The organism is Bacillus cereus group sp. BfR-BA-01441 (assembly GCF_022663075.1).
Classification (GTDB): domain Bacteria; phylum Bacillota; class Bacilli; order Bacillales; family Bacillaceae_G; genus Bacillus_A; species Bacillus_A cereus.
The window spans coordinates 44,734-56,913 of the sequence record NZ_JAKUEU010000015.1; the positions used below are offsets into that span (position 1 = coordinate 44,734).

Consider the following 12,180-nt stretch of genomic DNA (forward strand, 5'->3'; position numbering starts at 1 on the left):
TAATTTTATAATTAATAATAGATTAAGAAGACTATGGGTGTTTGTAACTATAGTCTTTTTTATATTCACACTCTTTATTTTGCTAATAAATATAACTCTGTATTATACTTTTTTAACCTTTTTTTGTTTCTTTTATTTAAATTAGGGAACATTACTAAAATAATATGATTTTTAATAATTAAAATGTAAAATAAATAAAATAAGGTGTTGGGAGAAGAGAGGTTTAACTAGTGGTTATAAGAATATATATGAATATAACGTGCGTATAAGCCTTATAAGGAGTATCTTAATAATCGAAGGAAACATCAAAATTCACTACACTTATTTCTTTTATTGCTGCTGTCTTATTACCCCACTTACAATATTTCTTTGATGCATTAAATACTGTTGTAGCAGACTTCTTATGGGAACCCCTGTAGTCATTATACTGTTGGATATCAGAACGAGCATAGCTTTCTAAGTTTGTTCCTGTTCCATAAAATCACTGTTCAAATTGTTTTAATGTATGAGTGTATGCCATAACAGTTGTTACTAATTTTCCTTTTAATGCTTCAAACACGAACTTCTGAATCATAATAATTCCATGCTGTTTTGTAAAGGTAAATATAATGGTCAATTATGCATTCATAGATAAGCTTTCTATGATCTTATATAAAAGTCGAATTAAATAGTTTTATATGTAAAAAACTTGCCAAGCCTTGCCAATGATAAGAAAATATAAGGGGAATGGTTTATATTTTGAAAAAATGAATTATACAAATGGGAGCGCATAAACATGTTATATTGCATGATGGTTTGAATTACTACAACAAGTTGAAAAAATGAATAATTATTGCAGGGAAGGTTTTTAGGAAAATTTTGGAGAGGTGAAAAGAATGTCACTAGCTTTATCACAATTAATTAATAAAATTAGAAAGAAAGAAATAATACTTTGGGCAGGTGCAGGTTTTTCAAGATATACGGATCTTCCTACTGGTGGACAACTAGCTTCTAAAATTATAAGTGAATTACCAGAAGAATATCATGAGGAATTAAAGCATAAAAATTTACCAGAAATTGCAGAAGAATTTGTTATGCTTAACGGTGGAACTAAACGGGAACTGTTTAGAATTTTAAAAGAAGGCATAGATGTGGAACCAACTACATTAAAAGTACACGAAAAGTTAACTGAGATTATACAGATAGAAAAAATTGTAACTACTAACTATGATAAGCTTTTTGAAAAAGCTTATAAAAATGAACTTTCCGTTATTGTAAATAACAATCAGTTACCTCTTGCGACAAAGAGGGTGAAATTGTTTAAGGTTCATGGAGACATAGATCAAGAAAGTACAATGGTTATAACTACTTCAGATTATGTTGACTTTTTTACTTCTAGTAATAGAAATGCAGCTGTTTGGAAAAACATTGAAGCTTTAATGAATGAGCGTTCGTTCTTATTTATTGGATATTCATTAGATGACATAAATGTAAAAACTTTATTTGAAACTATGGTTAAAAATGTAGGTGAATTTAGACATCAGAGCTTTTTTGTAAGCCCAAATTTACCACACCATAAACAGCAATATTTAAGAAGTAAAGGGATTGCTTATATAGATATGACAGCGGAGCAACTCATTTATGCAATTCATGATGAAGTAATAAGTAATCTAATTAAAGATTGCGAAGCTGGTTTTTTAGATCCGATGGAAACAAATAGATTGTTAAAAAAAAAGGGGATAAATGCTAAATTTGAAATTGAAGATGAAAAACTTAGATTAAAATCTTTTGGCGCAGAAACTCCTATCCCGTTTACATTGAAAATTGATAGTAGTGCAGTAAAGGAGTTTAATAGTTTTTTATTTGAAGACAGTGACAAAGAGGAATTAGAGCTTTCACAGGAATTAATTAAAGGGTTAGATTCATCTTACAACGGAGTTGATTTAATCAATCACCAAGGTATGGCGAATTTGAAAATTATTAAACATCCGGATCGAGAATTAGACGGAAACTTTTCTTTAAAAGGTACAAGTTCCATGTTGGAAAATATAAAATGTAAGACGTTTTCTGCTCAAAAAGAAGTGTCTATTCACTTTAAACATAAAAGTTTTTTAATACGGATTAAAATAAATAAAAATGGTGAACGTACCCAAACTATAACAATTTCAATAAACCCGAGTGGAGATACTTTTCTTGATTATAAAGCATATTGTTTTTTAAGAGATTGGTTAACACAAGGATATGAATTAGTTTTTAATAACCTAACTGATAGGAATATCATACCTTTAGGCAATTTTAAATCAGGAATTGCGGAAGATGAAGAACTAAAGTCCCTTCAAGATGTAGTTATTAATAGTGTTCGTTTTTATGAGAAGTTGGTACAGATTCAAAATTATTATAGTGTATATTTAGATGTTCCAGAGGAAATAAAAGAAAAAGATATTTGGGCTATTAATCAAATAATTGATTCAATTAATAATAAAAAGTCAAAAGTACACGATCTTAAATTTAAGTTAGGGCTAAATCCAGAAATTAAAGAACAAATTAATTCGAAAGAACCTATTTCATGTAGGATTTTTGAAGGAACTACTCGTGAAGTTGAATTGTTCAATGAGAAATTTAATATAGGTACTTTATGTATAGATGTTGTAGATGGTATTATAACAAATAGAGAAGAGGTTTTAAAGCGAATTGATAGACAAGAAGAAATTATAGAAATTATTTTAAAGAGTGCTTCAGATGACATGCATTTTAGTTATCAAATAGAACCAGTAATAAGTTGAGCATATTATGTATGAAATGAAAAATTTTCTTCTTGATAAAGGCACTAACATATTCAATAAAATATTTGCTAATATAGATTGAATTATTTGTTATGAAAACTTCTAGGTTGTATTTTGGCATTGTAACAATTATGAATATAAAACAATTGAAGCGGATGGAATGGAGAATGCGCATCGATTGAAACTATTTTTGAAGGATTTGAACAGGTTGTAAAAAAGGGATTTAGTTAAAGGATTTACAGTTGGATGGAATGACAAAGTAATTAAGTTTAAAGACGTGATTGTTGGACGAGAACTTGCCCAAAATTTTATAAACCTATAATAAGAACTATTCAATTGGACGTTTAGGTTCCAATTATACAGCTATGTTTAAGGAGAGAAACAAGCTCAATTAGTTGGCTTTGGATATAAAAGATGCTTCTGAAAATACAAAGAAACATGTGAGAAGTCTTAGATTTATTGAGGGGGAATTTAAAGTGGCGTTCATTATATTCCAGGTTTCAAGTCATAATTGATCTAATACTAATCTTCTACAAATCCAGCAAATAGAAGATATTCAATTATTTCATTCAAAAAACTATATTTAATATGAAAATTTAAGTTGTGTAATTCCTAATCTTATAATATCAAGTTACTATCATTCTTAACCATATATTAACCTTGCATAACAAATTACATTTTTGTAAGGTTAATAATAATGGGGGGGAATACAGACATGATAAGAATAAAATAAAAGTTTCTGCCCCAAGAGCACTGTTTCATCAATTAAAGTAAACTGTTATATATAAGAAAGCCCCTTGAGTATCAAGGGGCTTATGATCCTGACTGGATTCGAACCAGCAACCCCCACCCTGTCAATTCAAAGTCCCCATTGCCCCCTAGTTCTTTTTTGTTCTTAAAAGTGCTGTAGAATCAGCTTTTAGACGACACAGGAAAAAAATTTATCCTCTAGTTTTTTTGAAAAATTTCTAATCGGTGACCGACCCTGTGACCAAAATGATTCTAAGTTGCCCTTGAAGTGCCCATTTAATTTTAATTGAATTTGTAGTAGATACCGTAGGTTACGGGAGGATTTTGTGGAGAATTCTATCTAATAATGTTTTAGTTTATTTCGTTGCAGTTCATGACTGCGCTGGTTCACTTGTTTATTCTGAACAAGTTTGTCAAGACTTCTTCCAACCATTAGAAAAATACACCATTGAAATAGATGGTGAAGTAGTGAACAATTAGTTAGATATGAATAAGATGTTTTTTGAATTTGATAAATGGAATATTCGGGATTCTAGTGGGAATATTGTATCTGAACAAATAAAAAAATCACTAAAAAGCTCTATTCTTTCAATAATTAAAAAAGATATTGAGGTTGGATGGGGTAGAAAATATGAAAATTATTGGAACTCAATTAATCAAGACATTACAAATGGGATATTTTTAAACGCCAATTTAAAATAAATAGAAATAAGTCTAGTTCCATGTTTGGTTTTGGGAAGAAAAAAACAGACGGTTTTATGCCGTCTGTAAATATTACTTTTGTAAAACTGCTTGTTTTGCATCTTCATAAATTATTTAATTTTTATTACCCATTTTTCACTTAGTTAAAGGCTTAATAATATAATCTTCTCCTAAGTCAATTACATTTAGGTTAAGGGTTTTTGTCATTTCTTTTATTTCTTCTGGTTCTAGAGATGTTCCTACGATGGATTGACTCTTCATTTTTGATAATACTTCAAAAAGTTGTTTTTGACTTTTTACTGCCATTTGTTGCTGACCTGGTTCATCAAACACCATAAGTCCAGGATGGTTCCCAGAAAACTGTTGACTTGTTTTATAGATAGCAATCACATAAGACCAAATTAGGCGAATGGTATCACTTGCAGATGAGTCAAATTTAATATCAAAGCCGCTAACAATAGGAGTGTATTTATCATGAGAAATAGTGATTTCATCTGTATTGATGCTAGAGAAGCTAAAAGTGTTTAATAAAGCAAGGAACTCTTTCTCAAAATAATATAATTTCTTCTTATCCAGCTCTGAAAAATAATCTTTTGGTAATGCTTCCTGTCTAGATAAGTAACTTCTCCACTCTTCTTTAATTATTTCAAAACGTTTTTCTATTTTCTCAAAAGAGCCGCTAACATCATATAACTTATTTAATATAATCTTTAACTCTACTAATTTGTCCAATTCTTTCTTTGTAGGTAATTGGGGATTTGCACTTAATTCGGATTTATATAGTCTTAACTCCCTTCGGGCATTATCAAGGTGTTCGGAAATTACAGCTAGCTTAGATTGTTTATTTTGAATAACTTTTTGAGATTGCTTTATACCGAATTTCAGTGTATTAATTTGCTCTTTTATAAATGTTATATTCTCAGATAAATCCAATGGTTGAATACTTGTTTCTGGGGGCATTAACGAATCTTCAACATGTTGGTTACAAGTTGGACAGACACCCTGTGAAAAACTTGAATCAACATCTGACCCTAACTTGTAAAGCTTTTCAGCTTCTTGGTTTCTTTTCAAATCTACTTCTAAGTTTTTTAGATTATCATTCATAGAATGCTGATTGTTTTGTTCTAAATGTAAATCTTGCCTGATAGAGTTGATTTCACTCTGCAATTGCAATACTAAAAGGTCTTGCTCTTTGACTTTTTTTTCATATTTTGATGTTACATCTGAGATTTTTACTACACTATAATTCTCTTTTTCTTTTATTAAAGCCTCTAATTGAAATATACGGTCAACAATTGATATTAGTTTTTTATTATTATCATAAACATTTAATGCTAATCCATCTAAAAGCATAGGCTTCTCAGGTAAAGTTGGAACTTCTGCATGAATAGTGACTGCTAATTCTTCTATATCCTGTTTCAAAATGGACCACTTATTTGCAAGCAAAGCTTTAATAATTTTTAGTTCTTCTCGTTCTTTTGCGTTCTTGGTAACATCCATATTTAATAAAAATTCTAATGCACGCTTAGATAAATCTCTAATTCCAAAACTTCCTGAAATAGGGGAATAGAAACTACTCCACCCTTTATTCTGCTCAACAAAGAATAAAGGAAAAAGTGTCTGAATGTATAAAATTCTATCTCCACCATCAAATGTTGGAACTTCTGGTAATTCCCATTCTAAAAACTTAGATAAAAAAGTGTGAAATCCTGAGTTCTCTGATGCTGAACCTTTCATATGGACATAATAATCTTTGTAATTTACTTTATCTTCTTTTGATATTTGAGGCCCAAAATGGACCCTAATTAATCTTTCATCAATGCTAGAGGACTTAATCCATCTCGTCAGTGTAATAATGTCCCCTATATGATTGGAAATCTCTAACTGCACTTTAGATTCTAGAATGGGAACTTCTTTTCCTTTATACGATAGCTTTTCTTTTAGCACAGGCTTCATTGTTTTGGCATTTCTTCCGCCAAGCATTTCTTCGATACCTAATACATAAAGAATAGAATTTAGTGTGGAACTTTTTCCTTTTGTATTTCTAGCTCTTAATATATTAAATCCAGATTGGAAAGGGATATCCGTACCAAATATTCCTTCTGTCGTATCGATTGTAATTTTCAGGTGATTCAAATTTATCTGATTCATGAGGGATACCTCTCTTTAAATAATTGCGAAATATAAGTATCTGAAAGGCTTTTTTTTATTGCTTTTAAGAACTTTATCTCTTCAATAAATACATCTTCATTTAAAATTCTTTTTGCCAAAACTTCTCCTTTTTCAGTTAAAGAGAATTTACCAGTTTTATCGTTAAATGAAAAAACGCCCATAGCTACTCCATAATTTAGAGCTCTATTTAAAAAGGGGTCAAAGCGTATAATTGGAAAATAATTTGTCTCCTTTAACTTTAACAGCCTTTCATAGCGCCCTTCGTTCTGCAAGCTCCAATTAAATAACTGTAATTTTAAAAGAGACGCTGTTTGTTTCGTTGATGAAAGATGCAGAATTAGAACAATCTGCGAAATTCTATACATGGGTCGTAGTTCAGGCGCGATTGGCACTCTTTTTCTACTGAATCTAATTTCCTTAATTTCATCTAAGGGTAAATCCATTTTTTTAGCCTCCAAAGTCCAATGGACAGTCAATTAGCCAGCTCGCTACTGCTTCATGACACAAATCGTTGTACACTGAGAATTCAAAAATGTCGTGGAAATTTTCTCCCATCAAAGCTATCTTGTACCTTTCCAAAGTATCCTTCAATAATTCTTTTGGAACCAAATCTGTTAATAATACTTCTGCTTCTAAATGGCTCGCAATTGAACTTTTAATTTTTGCTTGTTTTTCGTATGCTGAACTATATGTTTGCTGCATATGATTTAGAATTTCTTGACCTTTAATATAGTTACGAACTTGTAAGTCTATAAATTTATTAGTATTTCGTGTTTTAGGTAGTTCATCTAAATGTTCAAACAGTTTCCCTATTTTCCTATCTAATATAGCAATAGAAGAAGTTTGACATTGCTTCCAGTCAATAATCTCTTGTTCATCAGGCATAGGTACCTCAATATTTATCTTTTCATTTAGAAGCTGTTTTGCCTTAATAATTTCTTTTCCATAATATAGCTCATCATGAGCTAACACATCAAAGGAACCATCTAATAAATCTTGCATGGTCGTATCATTCCGATATTCTACGGCTTTTTCATGGCAATGCCTAATCAATTCTTTATTTGTGATTTTAGGAGTAAGGAATATCCACTTTTTTATTTTTACTCCTTGAAAAAACTTTAATAATTGATTTTTGTATTTTTTTAATTTGCCTAAGTCCGTAGTAATCTTAGTTCTTTGATGACTGTAAAGTTTAGTAGAATCATATTCTTCATCAGGACAATAACATTGAAAGACAATTCCTGTTCTAGTAAAGCCCTCTATGCCTAAATCCCCATTTGTATGTGCAGTCATCTCTTGATAGCCATCGGCTTCATATTTCATTTTTAAAAAAGTTTGACAGTGTTCTTCCCAACTGTCACCATTATATGTACCAAAAGGTGTTCTGAGCATATTTACCCTCCGTACCAAAGTGAAAATAATTAAAATAGAATATTATAATTCTAATGGTACATGATTTTTACTTTTTTATCTATTGTTCGTGAATAATTGACTATACATTTATGGTGGATTGTCAGCATTCAAGCATCTGAAACTCGTACTTCAGCAATATATCCAAATTTTCTTTCTAATAAATCTAGCGCAGTTCTTCATTCTAAATAGCATCGCGGATAACATTTTATATTATCGTTGTCTTAAAGTCCTAAAAGTATCCCCTTTACAACTTATTATAGAACGTGCGTTCCTTTTGTGTAAATAAAAATTAAGGGGGGGGTTACTCAAATAGATATTATGTAAGATATATAGTTGGACAATTGGTGAATGATAATTTGTTGTTGAAAAATGGTATCTGGTTTCGAACTAATGGGAGAGGTTTTAACAAAATTTAGATAAGATTCAGGTGAATATAAACGCTAAAGCTAAAAGTAGCTATCCTATTAGAAGAAAAAAAGACCTTCCAAATGTGGTCTTATCCCTGTCAAGGTGAAGGTCTTTTAAATAATTTAGTCTTCTCTTTGTATTATAAACTCCCAAAACTTTTTTAATTCCTCACGTTTTTGAGGAGTCGCATTGTTTATATCTTTAAACCATTGATAAAGGTCAGGATCTTGTATGTCTGTAACTTGTCTTGTTTCAGTTGTACCGAGGAGGTAATCAATTGATACTTCAAAGAAAGTGGCTAATTTTATCAATGTATTATAATCGGGTTCACGATTTCCTTGTTCATACATTGCATATGTAGTTCGGGCAATCCCTAGTTGTTTTGCCATGTCTTCTTGACGCAGTTTGTGTTCTTTGCGAAGAGTGTGTAGTCTTGTGCCAAACATATGCTACCTCCTTTTAAATCTTTTCTATATTAATTATAACGTCACAATATGTAACATTTAACAAAGTACACGAAATGTGTAAAAAATGTTGAGTTTATAATTATTTTGATGTAATGTAATTATTGGATACACATTTTGTGACAATAATAGGAGGGGAATAATGAGGTTATGGTTATTAGAAAAACGAAAATATATAGAGAAAACACAGGATTATATTGCATATAAGGCAAGAATATCTAGAAGTATGTATGCAATGATCGAAAGTGGTGAAAGAAATCCAAGTGTTCCTGTCGCAAAGAATATAGCAAAGGTACTAAATTTTGATTGGACTCTTTTTTTTGAAGATTAATGTCACGTTTTGTGTAATTGGAAACATGATAAGTTATGTTTTTATATTGTTTTCCTAAAACGAACTAAATTATTAATTATTTTTAAGAAAATATTAGATAAGGGAAGTGTTTAAATATGAATATGAGAACATTTGAAATGCGTGAAAAACGATTAGCAGAACTATTAGGTGCAAAAGTACTTTGGGAATTTATAAGTGCTGTAACAGAGGAAATTGAAAAACAAGAATTAGAGTCTACACCAGGTTTATTAGAGGATCTATTCGTACATGTGAAAGAAACTATTCAAATTCAAAACATGAATCAACGCATAACAAAATCCCCTGTAAAAACAGAGGCTGATCGTATAGATAAAGATACATTATTTATGGAAGCATATGTAGAATTAATTAATCATAAATTTCTTATTTCTGAATTAGCTGCAGAGCTTTCATCTGTTCTAAAAGAATTAAATTGTTTTGTTCAATCATCTTTGCCACAGCTTCAAAATGAGCTTGATTCTCAAGAACCTCAAGCTGATTCTCTTTAGGGAGTGATTGAAGTATTTCTTTTATTTCTTAACACTCGTATATAATATTTCCGGAGTATTGGATTAATTTATTATATAGTTTGAGTAGGAGGAAATGGATTTTTATAGTTTACAATGGATTCCATTTTTCCGGTCGCTGCCGTTTGATAGAAATAAGAGAATAATTTTCGGAAAGTAATATGAGATCGTTGTATATAATTTAGAAGAAAAATATTTTGTACCATTATGAAATTTTCCGATTCAGGTAGTTACAGAGTATTTAAAAACGTTTAAATTGTAGTTTGTAGTGCTTTGTATGTCTAAGAAAGTGACAATGCAAGATATGGTGTTTCATACCAACATAGAATTTTTAGTATCAATAAAAAAGAGCTGTATACCTGTTGGGATAAGGCCCTACGGGAACAGCTAATATGTAACTAGATTCAACTTAAGAAGGAAATATAATAAATAACTAAAGAATTTAAATCTTATTATAGGATTTTAAAAGAGACATGTTAATGGGAGTTAAATTGGTTCAAGTGGCCATTGAAATTTACATACGACAATGTCATTATTATGATCTATCCATAGAGTGCTCCCACCTTCGAGCTCGCAATAGATGCAATCATCGTCGCCGTTGCGCGTAGTAGCGTCTGAACCGTTACCGTTATTGTCGTCGTTAATTAGTCCACCACAAAGATATCCATATGAAGGGTATACGTCACCATCGCAAGTATCTTGGTAATTTTGTACCGCTATAGTTACGGTTTGTGGTTCGGCGGTTTGATTAAGCGCGGACACTTGGATGAAATCGGTGTCTGCATTACGGAATAAAGGGCCGGATGTGAACGTATGATAGCGTGGATGGCAGTTACATTCGCAGTTGCATTTCTGGTGGTGGTTACGTTTCTTCCGATAGCAATTTTTAGACCGATCGTAATAGTAGTTTGACATATTATTACGTACCTCCTTTTAGTACATGCTATGCGAAGGAGAGGGGAGAGGATTGGGTCATGCGGCAGTGGATTTAAGAGGAAAGGTGAATAGAGGTGAATAAGAAAACCGCCTATTACGGGCGGTCGCATTTTTATATAGTTCGATTTCTTTTTATTTTTGCCTTTATGTATTTTATATTTTTAATAGTCTTATGAATCATAATAGGTATTAGAATGATCATTATAATGCAATAGAATACATTCCAAGCGGTACTAATATACGTATCGTTTAGTCCTTTTATGTTTAGCCAGTAATCCACCGCCATCCCACCGAATAAAAGTGATAAACATAACGTGCTGGCATCTTTTTCTTTATTCCCAAGAAACATAATGAAAAACAAGAAAAAGAGAGCGATAAGTATATTGATATTATCAAAAATCATCATAGCAATCACCACCTTTCAAATAAGGATATTGCTGCTAATTAAATTCTATTATACGAAGGAGATTCCCGGTATTCTGTAACGACTTTAGGGATGTTTTTATGATCAAAATGATCGAATGTATTTTTATCTAAGTCATCAAGAGTTATTTGTATTTTCATAACCGGATCACTAAATTTTTTGCCATATGTATAAGTCAGTTCATTCACTTTAATTAATATATTAGAATATAATTATAACAAATAAAAAGATATTATGGGAGTGTGAATTATTTTTTATGGACAAATTTGTAAGAAATAATGCGGGATAACAAAATTCTATACTTCGAATAGGTTTAATTTAGACCTCATATCTCTTCACATGGTCCCGACCTCGGAAAAATCCCATAAAAATAACGCTCTATTCGTTGATAGAACGCCATTTCATTGTATCCGTATGACCCTGGAGAGGATCAAATTCATGCCCTTCATCCATATGAAGGTGAAGGTTTAGTTTATTACTTTTTTTCCTGCATTATAAAATTCCAAAAACGTTTTAATTCTTCACGCTTTTGGGATGGAGCAAGCTTTATATCATTTAACCATTGATCTAGTTCTGAATCATTTCTTTTCTCTTCGGTATAAAAACCTCTCCCTAGAAGAAAATCAGTAGATACTTTAAAGTAATCTGCTATACGTATCAAGGTATTGTAATCAGGTTGACGTTCGTTACGTTCATACATACCAATTGTACTCTCACTTAGTTGAAGCGATTGAGCAAGTTCTTTTTGCGTAATTCCTTTTTGTTTTCTTAAATCACGAATTATATTTCCAAACGTTTTCATTCTATCACCTGATAATATATTAACACAATGTGTGTTAATATATTAAAGTTTTTAAAAATTGATAATTAAAATCTATTGACAACACATTTTGTGCGGTTTATATTTTAACTAACAACACGAAATGTGGTTTTGGGGGTGAGAATGTATGAATCATGAAAGAGTAGCTGAAAATTTAATTAATCTAAGAAATGGGAGATCTAGAGAAGAGGTGGCAAAAGCAGTGGGAATCAGTATTAGTACATTGCAGATGTATGAAAATGGCCAGAGAATCCCACGAGATAATATAAAAATAAAATTAGCGAAATTCTATGGTGTTACAGTCCAAACAATTTTTTTTGATTCCGAACAACACGGAGTGTGTTGAACAATATTAGATTTTTAAGTTTATGTAGCGATTTTGTAGAAATGTAAGTTTAGAAAATGTTTTAGGCAATTTTACATAAGAACATAATATTTTTATCATTATATATA

The 12,180-nt window shown here is 30.9% G+C and carries 12 protein-coding genes; 6 read left to right on the plus strand and 6 right to left on the minus strand.

Going from position 1 to position 12,180, the window contains the following annotated elements:
* Positions 1–875 precede the first annotated feature (875 nt).
* Positions 876–2,762 (plus strand): SIR2 family NAD-dependent protein deacylase, encoded by a 1,887-nt coding sequence (locus tag MR107_RS09125; protein WP_098863676.1) that lies wholly within the window; start codon positions 876–878, stop codon positions 2,760–2,762.
* 1,074 nt (positions 2,763–3,836) lie between these two features.
* Entirely contained in the window at positions 3,837–3,992 is a 156-nt protein-coding gene (locus MR107_RS09130) for a hypothetical protein (protein ID WP_176545988.1), read from the plus strand.
* A gap of 357 nt (positions 3,993–4,349) precedes the next feature.
* On the opposite strand, the gene MR107_RS09135 is transcribed toward MR107_RS09130, so the two are convergent.
* The 4 genes from MR107_RS09135 to MR107_RS09150 all read right to left on the minus strand — a co-directional run bounded on the left by MR107_RS09135 (position 4,350) and on the right by MR107_RS09150 (position 8,653).
* Positions 4,350–6,365: a hypothetical protein gene (locus MR107_RS09135; protein ID WP_098863674.1), complete on the minus strand. Its 2,016-nt coding sequence runs from the start codon at positions 6,363–6,365 to the stop codon at positions 4,350–4,352.
* Positions 6,362–6,829, minus strand: coding sequence for a hypothetical protein (locus tag MR107_RS09140; RefSeq protein ID WP_098863673.1), 468 nt, complete (start codon positions 6,827–6,829; stop codon positions 6,362–6,364). Before MR107_RS09140 ends, MR107_RS09135 begins: the two co-directional genes overlap by 4 nt.
* A gap of 4 nt (positions 6,830–6,833) precedes the next feature.
* Entirely contained in the window at positions 6,834–7,778 is a 945-nt protein-coding gene (locus tag MR107_RS09145) for a hypothetical protein (RefSeq protein WP_098863672.1), read from the minus strand.
* A gap of 551 nt (positions 7,779–8,329) precedes the next feature.
* Positions 8,330–8,653: a helix-turn-helix domain-containing protein gene (locus tag MR107_RS09150; RefSeq protein WP_242292277.1), complete on the minus strand. Its 324-nt coding sequence runs from the start codon at positions 8,651–8,653 to the stop codon at positions 8,330–8,332.
* A gap of 160 nt (positions 8,654–8,813) precedes the next feature.
* On the opposite strand from MR107_RS09150, the gene MR107_RS09155 reads away from it, so the two are divergent.
* The 3 genes from MR107_RS09155 to MR107_RS31350 all read left to right on the plus strand — a co-directional run bounded on the left by MR107_RS09155 (position 8,814) and on the right by MR107_RS31350 (position 10,253).
* Positions 8,814–9,002, plus strand: a complete 189-nt coding sequence (locus tag MR107_RS09155; RefSeq protein WP_065705378.1) for a helix-turn-helix transcriptional regulator — start codon at positions 8,814–8,816, stop codon at positions 9,000–9,002.
* 116 nt (positions 9,003–9,118) lie between these two features.
* Positions 9,119–9,529, plus strand: a complete 411-nt coding sequence (locus MR107_RS09160; protein ID WP_098863671.1) for a hypothetical protein — start codon at positions 9,119–9,121, stop codon at positions 9,527–9,529.
* A 598-nt stretch (positions 9,530–10,127) separates the two neighbouring features.
* Complete coding sequence (locus MR107_RS31350; protein WP_255299679.1) at positions 10,128–10,253, plus strand: hypothetical protein; 126 nt, start codon at positions 10,128–10,130, stop codon at positions 10,251–10,253.
* Positions 10,254–10,595: 342 nt separating this feature from the next.
* On the opposite strand, the gene MR107_RS09165 is transcribed toward MR107_RS31350, so the two are convergent.
* Complete coding sequence (locus MR107_RS09165) at positions 10,596–10,889, minus strand: hypothetical protein (protein ID WP_098300823.1); 294 nt, start codon at positions 10,887–10,889, stop codon at positions 10,596–10,598.
* 493 nt (positions 10,890–11,382) lie between these two features.
* On the minus strand, positions 11,383–11,709 hold the full coding sequence (locus MR107_RS09170) for a helix-turn-helix domain-containing protein (protein ID WP_065705389.1): 327 nt from the start codon (positions 11,707–11,709) through the stop codon (positions 11,383–11,385).
* Between the two features lie 145 nt (positions 11,710–11,854).
* Here MR107_RS09170 and MR107_RS09175 point away from each other — a divergent pair, with 145 nt between their 5' ends.
* Positions 11,855–12,073 (plus strand): helix-turn-helix transcriptional regulator, encoded by a 219-nt coding sequence (locus tag MR107_RS09175; protein WP_242292278.1) that lies wholly within the window; start codon positions 11,855–11,857, stop codon positions 12,071–12,073.
* Positions 12,074–12,180: the final 107 nt, after the last annotated feature.